The organism is Vibrio sp. WZ-1 (genome assembly GCF_052037695.1).
GTDB lineage: Bacteria > Pseudomonadota > Gammaproteobacteria > Enterobacterales > Vibrionaceae > Vibrio.
The window spans coordinates 241,471-259,326 of the sequence record NZ_JBQEQR010000081.1; the positions used below are offsets into that span (position 1 = coordinate 241,471).

16 protein-coding genes are annotated in these 17,856 nt (G+C 44.3%); 8 read left to right on the forward strand and 8 right to left on the reverse strand.

What is annotated here, in order from left to right:
* Positions 1-17: 17 nt before the first annotated feature.
* The 5 genes from ACTS60_RS19175 to ACTS60_RS19195 form a co-directional block, all read right to left on the reverse strand.
* Positions 18-512: a GNAT family N-acetyltransferase gene (locus tag ACTS60_RS19175; RefSeq protein ID WP_440889548.1), complete on the reverse strand. Its 495-nt coding sequence runs from the start codon at positions 510-512 to the stop codon at positions 18-20.
* 89 nt (positions 513-601) lie between these two features.
* Entirely contained in the window at positions 602-931 is a 330-nt protein-coding gene (locus ACTS60_RS19180) for a hypothetical protein (protein ID WP_440889549.1), read from the reverse strand.
* A gap of 221 nt (positions 932-1,152) precedes the next feature.
* Entirely contained in the window at positions 1,153-2,703 is a 1,551-nt protein-coding gene (locus ACTS60_RS19185) for a methyl-accepting chemotaxis protein (RefSeq protein WP_440889550.1), read from the reverse strand.
* Between the two features lie 215 nt (positions 2,704-2,918).
* Positions 2,919-5,357: a formate C-acetyltransferase/glycerol dehydratase family glycyl radical enzyme gene (locus ACTS60_RS19190; RefSeq protein ID WP_440889551.1), complete on the reverse strand. Its 2,439-nt coding sequence runs from the start codon at positions 5,355-5,357 to the stop codon at positions 2,919-2,921.
* A gap of 2 nt (positions 5,358-5,359) precedes the next feature.
* Positions 5,360-6,301 (reverse strand): glycyl-radical enzyme activating protein, encoded by a 942-nt coding sequence (locus ACTS60_RS19195; protein WP_440889552.1) that lies wholly within the window; start codon positions 6,299-6,301, stop codon positions 5,360-5,362.
* Positions 6,302-6,557: 256 nt separating this feature from the next.
* Here ACTS60_RS19195 and ACTS60_RS19200 point away from each other — a divergent pair, with 256 nt between their 5' ends.
* Positions 6,558-7,232, forward strand: coding sequence for a fructose-6-phosphate aldolase (locus ACTS60_RS19200; RefSeq protein ID WP_440889553.1), 675 nt, complete (start codon positions 6,558-6,560; stop codon positions 7,230-7,232).
* A gap of 134 nt (positions 7,233-7,366) precedes the next feature.
* On the opposite strand, the gene ACTS60_RS19205 is transcribed toward ACTS60_RS19200, so the two are convergent.
* Positions 7,367-8,362: a GGDEF domain-containing protein gene (locus ACTS60_RS19205; RefSeq protein ID WP_440889554.1), complete on the reverse strand. Its 996-nt coding sequence runs from the start codon at positions 8,360-8,362 to the stop codon at positions 7,367-7,369.
* 149 nt (positions 8,363-8,511) lie between these two features.
* On the opposite strand from ACTS60_RS19205, the gene ACTS60_RS19210 reads away from it, so the two are divergent.
* Entirely contained in the window at positions 8,512-9,669 is a 1,158-nt protein-coding gene (locus ACTS60_RS19210) for a linear amide C-N hydrolase (protein ID WP_440889555.1), read from the forward strand.
* A 160-nt stretch (positions 9,670-9,829) separates the two neighbouring features.
* Positions 9,830-10,342, forward strand: a complete 513-nt coding sequence (locus ACTS60_RS19215) for a DUF2799 domain-containing protein (protein ID WP_038885515.1) — start codon at positions 9,830-9,832, stop codon at positions 10,340-10,342.
* A gap of 35 nt (positions 10,343-10,377) precedes the next feature.
* Here ACTS60_RS19215 and ACTS60_RS19220 read toward each other — a convergent pair whose 3' ends face one another.
* Together ACTS60_RS19220 and ACTS60_RS19225 are read right to left on the reverse strand one after the other, a co-directional pair.
* Positions 10,378-10,836 carry a GNAT family N-acetyltransferase gene (locus ACTS60_RS19220; protein ID WP_440889556.1) on the reverse strand — a complete coding sequence of 153 codons (459 nt, stop codon included), beginning with the start codon at positions 10,834-10,836 and terminating at the stop codon, positions 10,378-10,380.
* 80 nt (positions 10,837-10,916) lie between these two features.
* The gene (locus ACTS60_RS19225) at positions 10,917-11,387 is read right to left on the reverse strand and encodes an N-acetyltransferase family protein (protein ID WP_440889557.1); all 471 of its coding nucleotides are present in this window, start codon (positions 11,385-11,387) and stop codon (positions 10,917-10,919) included.
* Between the two features lie 248 nt (positions 11,388-11,635).
* On the opposite strand from ACTS60_RS19225, the gene ACTS60_RS19230 reads away from it, so the two are divergent.
* From ACTS60_RS19230 to ACTS60_RS19250, 5 genes are all read left to right on the forward strand, one after another.
* Positions 11,636-12,505 (forward strand): DMT family transporter, encoded by an 870-nt coding sequence (locus tag ACTS60_RS19230; RefSeq protein ID WP_440889558.1) that lies wholly within the window; start codon positions 11,636-11,638, stop codon positions 12,503-12,505.
* Between the two features lie 391 nt (positions 12,506-12,896).
* Entirely contained in the window at positions 12,897-15,077 is a 2,181-nt protein-coding gene (locus ACTS60_RS19235; RefSeq protein ID WP_440889559.1) for an FUSC family protein, read from the forward strand.
* A gap of 10 nt (positions 15,078-15,087) precedes the next feature.
* A complete protein-coding gene (locus tag ACTS60_RS19240) occupies positions 15,088-16,743 on the forward strand; it encodes a TolC family protein (protein WP_440889560.1) in 1,656 nt (551 codons plus the stop codon).
* A complete protein-coding gene (locus ACTS60_RS19245; RefSeq protein WP_440889561.1) occupies positions 16,743-16,946 on the forward strand; it encodes a DUF1656 domain-containing protein in 204 nt (67 codons plus the stop codon). The genes ACTS60_RS19240 and ACTS60_RS19245 overlap by 1 nt, the downstream gene beginning before the upstream one ends.
* A 12-nt stretch (positions 16,947-16,958) precedes the next feature.
* Positions 16,959-17,846 carry an HlyD family secretion protein gene (locus ACTS60_RS19250; protein ID WP_440889562.1) on the forward strand — a complete coding sequence of 296 codons (888 nt, stop codon included), beginning with the start codon at positions 16,959-16,961 and terminating at the stop codon, positions 17,844-17,846.
* Positions 17,847-17,856: the final 10 nt, after the last annotated feature.

Consider the following 17,856-nt stretch of genomic DNA (forward strand, 5'->3'; position numbering starts at 1 on the left):
ATTTTTATACCGGGGAGTCATCCAGCCATCAACCGATAACAACGCACTTCGTATTGCTCTTGTTTCGAATAAAATATATTGAGGAACTTACCACCAGCCTTCTCAATTACGCGCTTTGAGGCTGTATTATTGACATCACATGTGACAATAACCGCATCCTCAATAACTTCGAGTTTCACCCAGTTCAGCATAGTGGTAGCGATGCCTTTACCTTGTGCATCTGGCGCGGTTTCGTAACCAATATGCCCAATTACATTTTCAAGGTAGTCGTTGCTACCTTCACGAACTCGAATCGAGCCAAGTATCCTCCCTTCCTCAATACAGAAGTAAGTCGAAGATGGCGTCCATCCTTCAGGTAAACCTTCACCATTGGCGTATCCAATTCTTTTTTTCAGCAGAGCTTCACTGTCGCCCTTAGCCGAGACGTACATTTCCATTCCTGCCTGAGCACATTTCTCTACATAGTGTTTGAAAGCTCCTAAATGACTGAACTCAGCTTTAACTATTTGCATGGCCTTCCTTATTTTAATATCAGATAGAAATCACTACGAAACAAACGGCAGTAAAAATCAGTTTGAAAGATAAACGCGCTCTAGTTTTCTTACCAAACGTTCATTTTAAAATACAGCAAGAAACAACTAATGAATATTAAACCGCACCACGCAAAAAAGGTTATCGCCTTTTGCTCGGTAGTAGCCTCTTCAGGATCAGGATGCAAGATCCCGTAATAACAGGCAATAGGTATCAACTCGTAAGTCTTACCTATGTATTGGTGCCCAACTTCGAGAAATGGTGGGACGTACAAATACACCACAGTGTACGCAATGAAGTAAAGCATGCCGAGAATTCGGTTTAAGCCGATGGCCTGCCCTTCTCGGTAAAACCAAACTAATGCCGCTAAACCAACAACGGCTGCGATGAGTAAAAACATCCGTTCTTCTACCCTTGTTTTTAATTTTTCCCCACCCTATTGAAACAACCCAATTAATCAATCGGTTATGCAACTAAACTCGATACAGGTCAAATAGAAAAGGCACCAATCGGTGCCTTATTGTCTGAGTCAAACCAACATCTTTCTCATTTTGTACATTGCAGATGCTAATTAACCAAAAAGAATTGCTCCACTCTGCTTTTGGGCTCTGGCCACTAGAGTTAAGCGAACTTTTGAATCATTTCTGCCAAGTCCTCGGTACTTTTTCTTACTGTTTCATTCATTTTGTTTGTTTCTGTCATTAACTCATAAGACTCATTGTACTTAAGGTTTATGGTTTGGATATTTTCATTAATTTCATCAGTTACATATACTTGCTCTTCAATTGCGACTGCTATTTGTTGATTGCGTTCAACCACATCCTGCACAAGGTCTTCAAGCTGTTGAATACAATCTAAAGACGAATTTAGCAAAGATACTGTACCCGTTGATTTCTCGTTCCCTTTCTTGAGCGCGAGTACTGCTGATTGACTACCTTGCTGAATATTCTCTATTACTGTCTTTATTGACGTCGTCGACTCTTGAGTCCGTTTAGCCAATGTTCTTACTTCATCAGCAACAACAGCAAAACCTCGACCTTGCTCACCCGCTCTAGCTGCTTCTATAGCGGCATTCAATGCTAATAGGTTGGTTTGTTCAGCAATATCACTGATTACTTCCACAACTGAACCCACTTGTTCTGTTTGGTTGTTTAAACGCGTGACCACCTCAGATATTTGCCCTAGCTCATCCACGAGATCAAGAACTGAAACGTTAACTCCATCAATCACAGTGCGGCTTTCTGTCATTGTGTGCTGGGCTTTTAACGTCGCATCTGCCGTCGCTTGAGCATTCACCGATATTTCAGATGAAGATGCTTGCATTTCATTCACAGCGACCGATACGGAATCAATTTGGACTTTCTGGGCGCTGAGATTTTCAGTAACGCTTTCGCTGTTTACTGCAGCTTTATCTGCGTTTTGCTGAGTAGAGTCACATGAATCCTTGACTGAAATACTAATTCTTCCGAGCAAAGCATTTGCGTATTGCTTTCTCATTTTCATTGCTAGCTCAATCTCTGCTAGATCATTAATTTTATTGCAATAAATGTACTCCATTAGAGGATTATCGAAATCCTTTCTTGATTGTTTTGCTAGCTTTTCTAATGGTCGTGTCAAAACATAAATCGCTAATATTGACAACAAAGAAACCGCCATGAAAGCAACCCAAGAGGGCTGACCTAACGTTTCGAGCGTCATACCCAAAGCACTAGATACTAAAATAAAAAATGCGGCTCTCATCCAAAGGCGCGTTCTTGGAAAATACATTTGAATTGGTTTAGAACCTGCATTTAGCTTTGAGTACGCCTTCTCTGCTCTTTTTACATATGCCCGTTCTGGTTTAAACCTTACAGATTGATATTCTACTGTTTTTCCGTTGCTCTTTATTGGGGAAGCAAACGCATCCACCCAATAATACCCGCCATTCTTTCTCTTGTTTTTAACCATCCCCATCCAGTGTTTGCCACTTTTCAGGTGCGACCATAAATCTTTAAAAGCCTGTTTTGGCATATCGGGATGCCGAACAACATTATGAGGCTGACCAATTAACTCGCCATCATCAAAGCCTGCGACTTCATTGAAGTTAGCGCTCGCATACTTGATGTAACTAGACGGGTCGGTGATAGAAATTAAGTTATAGTTAGAAGGATAGTCATATTCCATTTCTCTCATATTCATTCCCCATAAAAATGTACCCCTAAATATTCATTAAGTTGCACAATTGATCGTAGGGCATAGGGTTAATATGTGAGAGAAAACTCGATTAATAAGTTCTAAAATGTGATTCACCTCAAAATACACATCAAGTTTCATATTGACTGTGCTTAGTTTCCATCATCCATTAAAAAGGCACCCATCGGTGCCTTTTGTTTACTTATCTAGTGCGCTTACAGCTCGTGTTCAGTACGTGCGATGATGTCGTCTTGCGCGTCTGGTGATAGGGCGGTGAAGAAGGCTGAGTAGCCTGCCACTCGCACAACAAGATCACGATATTGCTCTGGGTTCTTCTTCGCAGCTAGCAAGGTCTTGCGAGAGACGATGTTGTACTGCACGTGCCAGCCTTTGTGGTGGTTGAAGAAGGTACGAATCAACATAGATAGCTTGAGCTTATCCCCTTCAGAAGCAACCGCTGCCGGGCTTAACTTCTGGTTAAGCAGCACGCCACCAAGGATCTTATTCGCTTGGATTTTACCGACTGAGTTGTACACTGCCGTTGGACCTAAACGGTCTGAGCCAGACGACGGGCTTGCACCTTCTGCCAATGGCGTTTTCGCTTTGCGGCCGTCTGGCGTTGCCATGGTTGAAGCACCAAATGGGACGTTTGCCGAGATACTTGATGTACCTGCGTAGTAACCGCCGCCAATTGGACCACGCCCATGACGCGTATTAACGAACTGCTCTAGCTCATCAATATACACTTGGTACGCGTCTGCCAGTAGTTGGTCTACTGCGTCATCATCGTTACCGTATTTTGGTGCAAAGTTGATAAGACGTTGGCGAAGCTGCTCGTTCTCCATGCCGTCGAAATCTTCAGCCAATGCTTTTGCCAGCTGTTGTTGTGAGATAAGGGGCTGGGTGATTTGCGCATCATCGAAAACAAGGTGTTTGATGGCTGCTAGGCTGTTACCCAAGTTGGCGATGCCGACTTGCAAGCCCGATACCCAATCGTATTTCGCGCCGCCTTCTTTCACGGTTTTACCGCGAGCCAAACAGTCATCCACCAGCGTTGAACAGAAAATATCTTGCGCTTGCTGTTCAAGCACGCTGTCGACTACCGTATCAATCTCAATCGATTTACGGGTGTAGTAGCGGATTTGCTCTGCCCAAGAAGCCGTTACTTGCTCAAAGTTGTCAAAGTTACCTTTTGCTAATGACTTATCGTGAGGCAAGAAAGCTTTACCCGTTGTTGCATCCACACCTTCGTTAAGTGCAGCCAGTAAGATACGAGCGAAGTTAATAAAGCTCATGCCCGTACAACGGTAACCCCATTTGCCCGGAACTGCCGTCTCGATACAGCCGATAGATGCGTAGTTGTACGCGTCTTCTTTCTCTACGCCAAGTTTGATGAATTCAGGAATGACAATCTCATCGTTGTTGAACGCAGGCATACCGAAGCCGCACTTAATCACCTCGATACAGCCCATCAGGAATTCTTGGTTCAAACCCTCATGGTAACGCACACTCAAGTTAGGTTGCGTCGAACGTAACTGACCACAAGATTCCAGAATCGCCCAAGAAAGTGGATTTACTGCGTCTTCAGGCTCACCCTTTTCATTCAACTTCTGACCGCCGATACACACGTTTTGGTACAGCGGAGAACCTGCGGAGGCTTTCGAGTGTGCACCAGAGCGAATCTTGTTTACTTCAAGCAACTTCAACCAACAGCTTTGTAGCAACTCTAACGCGAAGTCTTTCTCAATTGTGCCGTTTTCGATATCACGAACATAAAATTCGTTTAGGAACTGGTCCATACGACCGAAAGAAACCGAGTGACCATTCGATTCGATTTGTAACATCAACTGAACGAAGTAGCTCAATTGTAGTGCTTGCCAGAAGTTTTCTGGTGCGTGGTTTGCTACATGACGACAGTTTGCCGCAATGCTTTCTAACTCAGCTTTGCGTAGCGGACGCGTCTCTTCTAGCGCCATTTTTGTTGCTAATTCAGCGTAGCTCACCATGTGGTCTTGAATGGCAAGCAACACGATTTCGACCGACTTGTAGAACTGCTCTTTCTTCAAGCCTTCAAAGGTCGAAACATCATTGTTAACACGGTGCTGACGAACATCCTCTAACAAACCGTTCATGCCTAGCTTAAGGATTTTCTCGTTATCCACCGCAAGGTGCGCGTCACCCGAAGTCATGTTGCCTTCAGCTTTAATGATGGTGCTGGCTAAGATTTCTTGCTGCTCATCAGTGAACAAGCCGTAACAACGGTCTTGAACGGTTTTACCACGCCAATACGGTGTGATGCTGTGAATGCTTTGCTTATCTTCTTCAGTAACAGCAAAGCCTGCACCAGGACGGTCGGCTAGCTCATCAATTTCCGCTTCAATCCAACGTACTGTGTATTCAGGGAAAATAGGTGCAGCGCGCACTTTGCTCGCTTGGTTACCGACGATTAACTCATCATGTTTAATCCAAATCGTACGAGTGCGTAAGTGCTCTTGCAGCGCCAGCGCACGTTGGACAATTACAGGTTTGTCCTCGTTTGCTTGATAAGCACGAGTGTATGCCTCTGCACGCTCGGTACAGACAGGTGGCGTTACGATATTTACCAGTGCCGATTTGTGCGCTTTGATACGCTCAGGAAGGTAATTCAGGTCCATAGTTAACCTCTTACAATCACGTTAAGTTGGGTGTTTTCGCTTGCGTATTGCATGCCGCTTTCTAGCAGTTCTGGTTTGTTTAATGGCTTGTCAGAACACTCGTAAGGCATATCGAGCAAACGGTATTTATTGATGCCGAGCGTGTGGTACGGCAGCAAGTGAAGTTCTTGGCAGCTTTCTAGTGAAGCCGCAAAATCGATGATGTCTTTCAACTCTTCGATGGTGTCATTGAACCCCGGCACAACGGGAACGCGAATCACAATGCGTTTCGCGATAGGTGCCAGTTTTCGGAAATTGTCTTTGATGCGTTTTAGTGAACCTTTCGCCCAGCTAAGAAACTTTTCTTCGTCGGTATGTTTTAAATCCGCCAACCAGCAATCAATATGCGGCGCGGCTTTTTCGACGTTCTTCCACGGCACATGCATGCACGATTCAATAGCGGTAGAGACTTGGTTGTCATGCAGACGCTGCGCGAGTTCTGCCACTAAATCCGCTTGCATGAGAGGCTCACCACCGGAGAAGGTCACGCCACCTTGGCTTTGGTCATAGAAAGGTTTGTCTTTCATTAAGGTGTCGAACAACATGTCTGATTTCGCTTCTTCACCGCAAACAGTCAGTGCTTGTGTAGGGCATACGTTTCGCAGCGCGATCAGTTGGTCTTCTTTGATGGCTTTGCGATTGATGATGATCTGGTTGTCGATGCGTTGAATACCATCGCTCACCGTTTCACTACCCGCAGTAGATTGAGTTGTAGCTTGATAAGCAGAAACGCACAGCTGGCAATCTTCCATGCAGCTTCGCTGATCAAACAACAGTGAATGCTTTTCGCTGCGGCTTTCTGGGTTTTGACACCAAGGGCAAGACAAGCTGCATCCTTTAAGAAAAAGAATGGAACGAATGCCATCGCCATCATGGGTAGAGAATCGTTGGATATTGAAATACATCTCTGCTTGCCTCTTGGTCTGTGCTACCGCTGTGTACCTGATTCGTTTCTTTTGCTTGTTAAGTCTTATGAACAGCTTTTCTGTTTTCTAACTGAAAGCTTCATTTGAGCGTTTATAAGTTTCACTTAACTTTCATTCAATGAAATTATTATAGTTTCAAATGAAATTTCAATTGATCAAAATCAAGATCTCGTTCGATTGTCAGATCTATAGTGATCCCATCATCAAAACGAAGATTTTGTTTAAGGTAGAAACCATGATTGAACTTTATTTAGATACTGCTGATGTGGCAGAAGTAAAACGCTTTAACCAGTGCCTACCGCTAAAAGGCGTGACGACAAACCCAAGCATTTTGGCGAAGTCAAAACAGGGGCTGAATGAAACCCTAGCAGGCATGCAAGAAGCACTTGGCGGTACACCTCGCTTTCACGCTCAAGTCGTGAGTTCAACCGTCGAAGGTATGCTGGCAGAAGCGCGCCAACTGAATGAATTGCCTTACGATATGGTGGTAAAAGTGCCAGCAACAGAAACCGGCTTAGCGGCAATTAAGCTAATGAAAAAAGAGGGAATTCAGGTTCTTGCTACTGCTATCTATTCAGCTCAACAAGGGTTCCTTGCAGCACTGTGCGGTGCAGACTATCTAGCACCTTACGTAAACCGCATTGATGCGATGAACGGCAACGGTGTTGAAGTGGTCGCGGATCTTCAATTGTTGCTCGATCAAAACCAACTACCAGCGAAGATTTTGGCAGCCAGCTTCAAGAACACTCAACAAGCGATGGAGGTGATGAAACTGGGCATCGAAGCCATTACATTGCCAACCGATGTGGCGGCACAAATGTTCGCACATCCAGCAGTAAAACCGGCGGTTGAGCAGTTCGATAAAGACTGGAAAGTGACCTTCGGCGATAAACTTTCATTTGAAAGCTGATTAAAAGCACAAACTCAATGCCTTAATTAAAAATAACAAAGGGAATCTTAACTCACCATGTTAGCCGGTGAGTTTAAGACTCCCTTTCCTAACTTATATAGCGGTTTTGGTCATAACAAATACGTTAAGCGTGTCTACGCAGCTTCAGCACAGTGAGTAATTTGATCTTTACCATTCATCTTAGCTTGATACATAAGTTGGTCTGCATACTTAAGCAAATCAGATTCAGTATGATACTCGTTCTTCACAAGTCCACCACTCAGTGTCAGGTAGACCTCACGATTATCCGCTTTCAATTGGATATTTGAAATCGCTTCTCTCAGCCTATTCGCTTTAGTGATGGCTTCAGGCATATGTTTCGCGGAAATCCAGACACAAAACTCCTCACCACCAACACGAAACACTCTCTCATTACCAACCTCAGTCTTCAAACAGAGTCCCATTTCAGATAGTGCCTTGTCACCAATATCATGACCATGCTCATCATTAATATGCTTGAAATCATCAATATCAAACATCAGTAGATAGTCACCAACGAAACTGGCAAAAGAACTAGTAAAAGCCAGACGGTTACTGGTACCCGTAAGGGCATCAGTCAACGCCAGCTTAGAGAGAGAAGTATTGGCTTTAGCGCGGCTTAATTCAAAAAAGTGAGTGACACACCAGATCGTTACATAACAGGTGATAAAGTTAATCATAACGGGTGCGTAGTCAAAGAACTCATCATTAAAAAGTCTGTATATCAGCACCGAGCCTACTGAAAAAAAGACAATTGCTGTGAGTTTGAAGCCAAGGCGGCCTCCCATCAACAAATAAGAAATTATGGGAAAGAAAAAAGCCCAAAGAAAGACAACATCGGTAAGGGGAAGAACCAAATTTGCCACTAGTATTAATAATGCAATACTCGACAAATAGGCAAATACCACATAGCGATGACAGCCTCCGTTCCTACATTGAAGAAAAACGTAGAGAGATAGCAAGGCAAACAATCCCTCTATCAATGCAAGTAAGTATTGCGAATGATAGAAGACATTAAAAACAACCAGTGCCGACATAACAAACATGAATACAGCACTTACAGACCGGAGTACTTTATTCCTGATCTGCTCTGTGTACTCCAAATTTTCCATACTCATAAATCCATTTTCATGCAAATCAAAAAGAGCGAGTTACGTACCACAAACATAATTGTGTTTTTAGTTTCATTGATGATAATGATATCAAATTGTTAGCAGGATGTTTATCTATTCATTGCAACCGAGAAGGGAACTCGACACTTATGTGTACACGCATCTTAAATAACTTAAACCCGTCATTTCCTATGACAGGAAGAAACTTCGATTGGCACAACCCATTAACAACTTATTTATACCGACTGCCTGCCGGAGATTCAATCCGGCTTGGAATCAATGATCGTCACTCAGAAGCACAAAAGGCACACCATTGGACAGCCCAGTACTCGAGTGTTTGTACCTATCTAGGCAGCGATAATATTGGCCTAGCGTCTATTGACGGGGTAAATGAAAAAGGTCTCGCCGTAAATGGGTTGGAAGATTTGCTAGCATACTTTGAAAATGCGACAGAGATCATAAAGAGTAAAGATTCAGTCTCGAAACTAATACTCGAGATGCTAGAGCAAGACGAGAAAGAACATACAACAACACAAATCATTCCAGATGGCGTCGCCATCATCAGCTCACTTCGCTGGGTACAATTCACATTAGACAATTTTGAAAGTGTTCGCGAAGCGGCGGACTATTTCAGAAATAACCCTGACAATCTATACATCGTCAGTGAATATGTTCCAGATGGAAAGAACGAAACACCGACTAAATTGCACTTAACACTCTCTGATACAGGTGGTAATTCTGCAATTATTGAACTGAGAGGTGGACGTTTCAGTGTAAACGAAAGTGAAAACTATAATGTCGCGACCGTTACACCGCGTTTTGAGATTCAGCAGCTGTTATTAAAGCCATGGTTAGAAAAATGGAACCATCCTAAGAACCTCGTTGGACTCACTCTCTTCGACGTTCCAGGTGGTACAGCAACTCATCAAAGGTTCGCTCGAGCAAGTTATTACTATAAGTTTTCCCAACCAGCAGCAGAGCAAACCGAGGTGCTTAGCCAAACAAGAGCATTGATGGCAACGTGCGCAACACCACTTGGTTGTCACTTTGAGCAAAAGCCTGAGTCACCACCCTCTGCGACTACGCTTTGGTGTAGCATCATCGATCACAATAACCTTTGCTACCATACCGTTAATTCATCAACCATGGTCCATAACTGGGTAGAATTAAAGCGCGACTTGCACGAGCCGCAAAGAACTTTAGTCATCAACGCCCAATCCACTAATATGGAATATGTAGGCGCAAACGTATTTGGTGACTTAAGCGAGCACATGGAAACCTGCCCCTCTCCCTTTGACAACTACTAGTTAGCCCCCCATAGCCTCCTGAACTGGGGGGCTATAGCCTTAATTGTTTTCAATTTGCAATTACATGTATTTATGAGCACTATGATTCCACCCATAAAAATGAACACCGTTCAATTTATATTCTAATGGTCAATTTGATTTCTTTTAAGGACATTTACTGATGAAAAGAGCACTTATTCCGCTTGCTTTACTCACTTTGCTCTCCGGTTGTACCAGTATGTCTCCCGATGAATGTAAGACGGCTAATTGGTACAAGGTAGGCTACCAAGACGGTCGAGAGGGTGACAACCCAAGCATCATCAACAGCTATACAGAAGACTGCAGTGAAGCTGGCGTTACGCCGGACAGAAAGGAATGGCAAGAAGGCTTCGATAAAGGCACGATTCTCTACTGCTCTCCGGATAATGGTTATACGGTAGGAGTAGAAGGTAAAACATATTACGGCGTGTGCAGCAATAAACAATTCATTGAAAACTACCAGTTAGGTCATCAGGAATATCAGCGCCAGCAACGTATCCAAGAGCTCGATACTCAAATTTCGGTGATCGACAACCAACTGGATAATAATCCAGATAAAGATAATGCCAAGCGCCTAAAAGAGAAGAGAAAAAGGCTAGCAGATGAACGTTCACAGTTGCTAATGCCAACCATCAATTTCAATTTGAATTTCTAAGGAACTTAACCTTAACTCGCTAGAAATACGTGACCCTAGCTCAGTTCTAGGGTCATAAATTGGCTGTTCGGATCGAGTTCGTAGTCACCAAACGGATCGCAATACACAAAGCCATGCTTTTCATACAACAGGCGCGCAGGTTTAAAAAATTCCATCGAGCCAGTTTCTAAACTTAAGCGCTGCAACCCTTTTTGCTGCGCTTGCTCAATCACATGAATCAATAATTGAGACGCCACACCTTGGTTTCTTGCTGCTGGTGTGGTGCGCATGGATTTTAGCTCTGCGTGTTGGTTATCCAACTCTTTAATTGCAGCACACCCCAACAGTTGCTCATCTTTCCATCCAGTCCAGAACGTTACAGCTGGCAGTTTTAGTTTATCCAAATCTAACGCATGTACACTCTCTGGCGGAGAGGTGGCATACATATCTTGTAAGTGTTCTTCTAGCAGCGCGATGACTTCGGTTCTTTCTAAATTATCGACTTCAATCTTCACAGGTCTTCCTTGGTTTAATCATTTAATTGCATCGAATTTATTTCAAAATCTGAGTGGATACAATCTTTACTCAGCCCTTTTTACAGCGCCTGACGCATGATGTGTTGGGGGCCAACGGGACCACCATGATAGAGCTCATGAGTATCTTCAAAGCCCGCTTTTAAGTAGCACTGATAGGCTGGTACGTTTCGGCAGTTAACCGTTAAATAAAGAAACTCAAAGGTTGGGTAATGTAACTTCGCAAAGTCCGCAAACTGGCTGATCGCTTGCTTAGCTATGCCTTTCCCCTGATAACGATGATCCACCAACAATGAGCGGACACCTAAGCTCCCTTGAGGACAAAAGTCATAATCTTCACTGTACGCAGCATCGAACAAAAAGAACCCGACCACACAATCATCTTCACAGATCAGGTGGGGCAGCTCTGTTGATTTAAGACTTTCCAATCGCTTACCAATATTGTCGACCGTAAACTGAACTTGCTCTTCCAAGACTTGAAGCTCAATGGTTTGGGCGTGTCGGTATGGTGTGTACTTTTCAATAGAAATCATTGTGCCCCTTATGTTTTAACGTACCTAATGCATCTCAACTAATGCATCTCAATATGTTCGATTCTGCTGTTCTCAACCATCAATTAATGGTTATCAAGTTTGTCATAGACTTTCTCTCACCTCCCGCAAGTCGAAGTCAATGAAAACAATCAAGTATCTACGCGGGCATAACTAATCACTTTATCAACTAATTAGCTTTTTATGTTTAGCGCTACACTGCTGTTCTCACCACATAATGAGGATAAGGAATGTCGACATTTATACTGACTGCGATTGCCATGCTGGCATTTGCCGCCAATTCACTATTTTGTCGAATGGCATTAGCAGAAGGATTAATTGATGCTGGAAGCTTTACCCTTATCCGTTTGCTGTCAGGTACGATCACGCTCGTGTTCATCCTTCTCGTTCGCGGAAACTGGCGAAGCCAACAACCAACCACCAAGTTCAGTATATTCGCCGGCTTAGCACTATTTGGCTATGCTGCGCTATTCTCTTTCGCCTATATAAACCTAGCAACCGGAACGGGAGCCTTGTTACTGTTTGGTGCCGTTCAACTCACCCTGCTTGCAATCTACTGGGGACAAGGACAACAGTTTAAACAACTGGAATTGATTGGCATTGTGATCTCTCTGTTTGGCTTTGCTTGGTTGATGCTGCCTTCGGCAACTCGTCCTGATACCTGGTCAGCGGTATTAATGGTTGTTTCGGGTATTTGTTGGGCAGGATTTACTGCGCTTGGCAAACAAGCACCAACACCAAGTAGTGGTATTACTTGGGGCTTTATTTCCGCATCGGTCGTTGCTCTTCTGCTTTCACCACTTCTGTTAGGGTCGGCGAGTTTAACCAACAAAGGGATCATGCTAGCAATAGCTTCAGGCACGGTCGCATCGGGCCTTGGTTATATACTCTGGTATCAAGTAATGAAAAAGCTGTCTCTATTGCAAGCTGCTGTGAGTCAACTCTCTGTCCCTGTTATCGCTCTATTACTTGGAACCACGTTCTTAGAAGAAGAATTGACACTTCATTCATTAATAACGGGCGCCATTGTCCTTGGCGGTATCGCATTAGTATTTTTATCTCGCTCTCAAAATGCATCAAAGAACTTGCCAACCCAATAAAAAATAAAAACTTTCCTATCAACTTGGCTATCATCATCTATGCTTTTTATAAGCCGTAAGTCCCACTATTTTTTTGGATGTGAACGCTGCTTAATGCACTGGCAATGTGTAGTGATAGAAAACGGAGTTTGGTAATCCCTGCAAATATGTATCAGTAATGAGACTTTCAAGGTAAACGTTTTCTTGGTCATTTTCACGTTAAGCCTTACCTGGTGGGGGATTCGCGACCATTTTCACTTTTTGACCTGTTTTGATTTTGACAAAGGATTTACAAACCGACGCTTTTCAATCGCTATATTCCGCCTCCGCTTTTTATTCAGGACGAAGTTCTGATTATTGATTGAGTAAATTCATTAACTTACAACTATAAGCCTGAGCAAACTTTGACACTATGAATGATAAAATCAAATTCGCCACAAAAGTCGCGCTTAGCCTAACTCTGGCTTATCTGATCCCTTTTGCGATGGGTTGGCCGCAGGCTTCCACCGCGGCGACAACGGTCATGTTGATCGCCTCTACCGGCAGCCGACGTGAATCATTGGCAAAAGGCACGTTACGTGTACTCGGTACATTAGTCGGTGCCGTCATTGGCTTGTTACTCGTTGGTATGTTTGCGCAAGATCGCTTGCTGTACATGCTCAGTGTCTCGGTAGTCGTCTCCTTTATCTTTTACTTCCGTAATGCTTACCAAAAAGATCCGACGCTATTAGCACTGACTGGCGTTATGGTCTTGATGATGTCGAATGGGGGGGATGCAGAAGGCGCATTTATGTACGGGGTGGATCGTGCCTACATGACGGTGTTTGGGGTTGTGCTTTACACCTTGGTTGGTACTTTCTTGTGGCCGACAAAAACAGAACAAAACCTGCGTCAAATGATCGAGCAATTAAACCAAGCTCAACAAGCCTTGTTCTCAGCTATCTTGCAGAGTTTTGAAGAAAAAACGAGCCCGCAACATAGTACAGTTGTCCCGACTTCTGAAAAGGAAGGGGATGAAGACGAAGAACCATCCCCAAGCATTGATGAGTTGTTAGATAAAGTATTCGCCGCTCAAAATGCGCTAGAACAACGCTTTACAATGGTGAGTGCTGAATGCAGTGATGTGTCTGCTTACATGAAAGAATGGCAACTCGCAGTTCACTTCAATAAACAAATTACTCAAGAACTTAGCGTTGCCGCGCACAGCCACTTTAGCCACCAGCAAGATCGTGATTGCATCAATAACTTCGACCAAGCGGTTGAAGAAATCCAAGCCCTATTTCAAACCTGCCAGGACATTTGGGAACAAGAAGGCCCTGCTTATCGTGCGCAAGAATTTAATATTGATTACAACCAAGCAGCACTTACCAACGCCTCTCACTTAACGAAGGGCTCCGCCCTCACTCTTGGGCATTTGCTTAAGCTAATGCATCAGAGTCTATCACGCCTTTCAGAGACCATCAGTTGCATTGACTCAGTCACCAACAGTGTTTCATTCCAGCAAGACTTACCGAAACAAAAGAGCAAATTCTTATGGTGGGATGCGGAAAACTTTAAGACAGCAATCAAAACCTTTACGACTTATTGGGTCGCGGGTCTGATTTGGATCTACTTCAACCCTCCGGGTGGCTACTCGTTTGTGACCTTCTCGACCATCTTTATGTCACTGCTGTCGTTTGTTCCGGTTCATCCATTTATGTTGTTGATCTTGTTTACGTTTGGCTTTCTGTTTGCGGTGCCATCTTACGTCTTCATCTTACCGGGATTAGAATTAGGTTCTGAACTGGGTTTATTTATCTTCATCTATACCTTTGTTGGCTTCTACCTGTTTAAGGGCCCTGTGACCATTTTCTATATGATAGGTTTATTCGTGCTTGGGCTCGATAACAACATGACCTATCACTTCGGAATTTTGATGACGATCATGACCTTGTTCTACATGGTAGTGTTTATGATCATCTTCGCCCATTACTTCCCGTTTAGCTCACGTCCGGAACATTTGTTCTTGACCTTAAAAGAGCGATACTTCCGGCACGTTGGTGACTTGTTTAGCAGTTATCACCAGCAATCAAACTCAAGTTTTAAGTCCATCAAACGCTCTCTGCATTTGGTGACACTGAATGTATCGTCAAAAAAACTCAAAGTCTGGGGCTCCAAGGTCAACCACAAGTTGTTTGACAAAACCACACCAGAGGCGATTGGCGCATTTAGCAAGTCATGTGATGCCTTGAGTAACCACGTCAACATTTTGGTTGCAGCGGAACAAAAACTACTAAGTAACCGACTTATCAAACAGTTACGTAGCAAACATACCGATTCAATATTACCTCTGATGGCAGGCGCATTAGCAAGCCATCAGCCAACAACTGAGCTCGATACAGTCTTCGAACAATACAGCCAAGATTACCAATCCTTTGAAAATAAATTGGAATATTTCTTTAGTGAGTTGGATTTATCTGACTACGCTTATTCAGAGATTGCTGGTTTTTATATCTTGCTGAATTTAAAACGGAACGTGTTCGAAGCGATCAACCAATGCAAGCAAACCTATGAGGATATCGATTGGGTGAACTTACGTCAGAAGCGGTTTTAAAGGTGAGGATATGATGCTTCTAAAATTAACTAAACCAAGCCTCGCCATACTCTCTGTACTCGGATTGAGTGCGTGTACTACTTTGGGCCCGGATTACGTCCACCCAGAGCAAAGCGCCTTGCCAAGTGATTGGTCGGTAGAAAAAGCGGCGCAAGACACACAGCAATCCGAGCAAAAACTGCAACAGTGGTGGCAACAGTTCAACGATCCAACGCTGAACCAACTGGTTGAGATGGCAAACCAACAAAACCTCGATCTTGAGGCCGCGGGTTTGCGTATTGTTCAAGCACGCTCGCTATTGGGCATCTCATCTGGATTGCAGTACCCACAAATGCAAACGGTATCCGGCAACTTGGCGCGAGCGTATGTTAACGACCAAGGCGTGAACAACGCAGCACTCTCTTTTGATGCTGGTTGGGAAATGGACGTCTGGGGAAAATACGCACGTGGCATTGAATCTGCCGAAGCGGGATACTATGCATCGATTGCGTCTTACCACGACATCATGGTGACCATTACTGCCGAAGTAGCGCGTAACTACATCAATTACCGCACTTTCCAAGAACGTATCTTGCTCTCTCGTCGCAACATCGAGATCCAAGAGCGCGTCGTGAGCATCACCCAAGTGCAGTTCGATTCTGGCAACGTAACCGAACTCGACGTTCAGCAAGCGAAAAACCAGCTCTTCAATACCAAAGCGGCACAACCATCATTAGAAATTGCGATGAAGCAATCACGCACTGCATTAGCGCTGCTTTTGGGGGTATTGCCAGAAGAGGTGGAGAAGCTACTGCAATCCGATGGCTTCGCTCAGCGCATGGCGGATTACGAGAACCAATTTAAGTCATCAGGCAGAAAACCCGCCTTATCTGGCAGCGACGAGCGATCCATCGTACCTCGTCCGCCGTTACTGGATAACAAAGTGGATGCAAACTTGGTAATGCGTCGCCCTGATCTTCAAGTATCTGAAATGCAGGCTCGTGCTCAGAGTGCCAAAATTGGCGTAGCCGAAACCGCGCTTTACCCAAGTTTCTCACTATTCGGCTCTATCGGCATCAACAGCACTGTACCCGATGGCAGCAGCTTTAGTTTTAGTGACTCACTGACCATGGTTGTGGGCCCAACATTCAGTTGGAACATCTTCCAATACGGACGAGTGAAGAACAACATCCGCTTTGAAGACGCTCGCTTCCAAGAAACGCTGACCAACTACAACAAGAAGGTACTGCAAGCCGTCAATGAAGTAACCAATACACTTGAAGCCTACGACTTGTACCTAGAGCAAAAATCTCTGCGTCTGCAATCGGTCAACTCATCGATTCGCGCTTTCAATATCTCCATGACTCAATATGAAAACGGTCAGATTTCTTTTGAGCGTCTATTGAATTCGGTAGAAAAAATGACCCGCGCTGAAGACAGCTACGCCAGCATCAAAGGTAATGTTGCCAATCAAGTCGTCGCTCTTTACAAAGCGCTCGGTGGCGGATGGGAAGCTCAAACTGGCCGGCCATTCTTATCAGAAACCATCGCAAAGCAAATGCAAGACCGCAGTGACTGGGATGGCTTACTAGATGAAGAAGAACGCACTTTGCCGCCAATTCGTATCGATGAACCTGCAAACAAAGTTCAAACGGATGATGCCCAAGATGATGGGGAGGTGCAGTAATGCCACATGAACTCTCTTGGGGTGACGTGTACTTCTCTCCCTTTTTGTTGGTGCTATTTCTTTCTGTCACGGCAACTTGGATTACCGTGATCATTTTAAACAAAACGCGCCTATCTCGTTTCATTGCGTTTCCGTCTCTGACATTCCTTGCCATCATGGTGTTTTACGTGGTGGCCATCGACAGTTTTTATATACAGTTTTAGGTGTCCAACAAGATGAAAAAACTACTCGTTATTGCACTCAATCTTGTCATTCTTGGTGGCGCGGCATGGTTCGGCTATCAAAAGTTCGAAGAGTATTTTAATAACCCATGGACGAGAGATGGCCAAGTTAGAGCCAACGTCATCAAAGTTGCGCCACGAGTTTCGGGGCCTATCGTGAACGTCTCAGTGCAAGACAATCAAGAAGTGAAAAAAGGTGACTTGCTGTTTGAAATCGACCCGACCACTTATGAAGTTGCTCTTTCCCAAGCGGAAGTTGCACTGCAAAAATCCGTCGTCAGCTCACGCGGTAAAAAGATTGAATACGACCGTTTAAAAGACATTCGCGCTAAAGATCGTGGTGCGGTTTCTCACAAAGACTTGATCCGCCGCGAGATCACTTATGAAGAATCGTTACTGCAAATCAAATCAGCTGAAGAACAGCTGAAATCTGCGCGTTTGAATCTGAGCTATACCAAAGTCTATGCGTCAGTCGACGGCTTTGTCTCTAACCTAGATATTCGCAACGGCACACAAGCAGTCGCAAACCAGCCGTTAGTGGCACTGATCGACAAAAATAGCTTCTGGGTATTTGGTTTCTTCCGTGAAAACCAGTTAGCTCAAATTGCACCGGGTAGCGATGCGCGCGTGACATTGATGTCTCACCCAGACAATCCGATTGATGCCACCGTCGACTCTATCGGTTGGGGTATTGCTCCGAAAGACGGCACTGTGGGTTATAACCTTTTGCCTAACGTGAACCCTGTATTCCAATGGATTCGCCTAGCGCAACGTATTCCTGTTCGAGTGTCATTGCATGAATTGCCTGAAGGCGTTGATCTGAGGTTCGGCCTTTCAGCTTCCATCATGGTGATGAAGGACTCATCACAAGAACAAAAATAGGAGTTAAACA

Excerpts from the sequence above, each read along its gene's own strand:
- ACTS60_RS19175 (WP_440889548.1), bottom strand. The coding sequence starts at position 512 with ATGCAAATAGTTAAAGCTGAGTTCAGTCATTTAGGAGCTTTCAAACAC.
- ACTS60_RS19180 (WP_440889549.1), bottom strand. The coding sequence starts at position 931 with ATGTTTTTACTCATCGCAGCCGTTGTTGGTTTAGCGGCATTAGTTTGG.
- ACTS60_RS19185 (WP_440889550.1), bottom strand. The coding sequence starts at position 2,703 with ATGAGAGAAATGGAATATGACTATCCTTCTAACTATAACTTAATTTCT.
- ACTS60_RS19190 (WP_440889551.1), bottom strand. The coding sequence starts at position 5,357 with ATGGACCTGAATTACCTTCCTGAGCGTATCAAAGCGCACAAATCGGCA.
- ACTS60_RS19195 (WP_440889552.1), bottom strand. The coding sequence starts at position 6,301 with ATGTATTTCAATATCCAACGATTCTCTACCCATGATGGCGATGGCATT.
- ACTS60_RS19200 (WP_440889553.1), top strand. The coding sequence starts at position 6,558 with ATGATTGAACTTTATTTAGATACTGCTGATGTGGCAGAAGTAAAACGC.
- ACTS60_RS19205 (WP_440889554.1), bottom strand. The coding sequence starts at position 8,362 with ATGGAAAATTTGGAGTACACAGAGCAGATCAGGAATAAAGTACTCCGG.
- ACTS60_RS19210 (WP_440889555.1), top strand. The coding sequence starts at position 8,512 with ATGTGTACACGCATCTTAAATAACTTAAACCCGTCATTTCCTATGACA.
- ACTS60_RS19215 (WP_038885515.1), top strand. The coding sequence starts at position 9,830 with ATGAAAAGAGCACTTATTCCGCTTGCTTTACTCACTTTGCTCTCCGGT.
- ACTS60_RS19225 (WP_440889557.1), bottom strand. The coding sequence starts at position 11,387 with ATGATTTCTATTGAAAAGTACACACCATACCGACACGCCCAAACCATT.
- ACTS60_RS19230 (WP_440889558.1), top strand. The coding sequence starts at position 11,636 with ATGTCGACATTTATACTGACTGCGATTGCCATGCTGGCATTTGCCGCC.
- ACTS60_RS19235 (WP_440889559.1), top strand. The coding sequence starts at position 12,897 with ATGAATGATAAAATCAAATTCGCCACAAAAGTCGCGCTTAGCCTAACT.
- ACTS60_RS19240 (WP_440889560.1), top strand. The coding sequence starts at position 15,088 with ATGATGCTTCTAAAATTAACTAAACCAAGCCTCGCCATACTCTCTGTA.
- ACTS60_RS19245 (WP_440889561.1), top strand. The coding sequence starts at position 16,743 with ATGCCACATGAACTCTCTTGGGGTGACGTGTACTTCTCTCCCTTTTTG.
- ACTS60_RS19250 (WP_440889562.1), top strand. The coding sequence starts at position 16,959 with ATGAAAAAACTACTCGTTATTGCACTCAATCTTGTCATTCTTGGTGGC.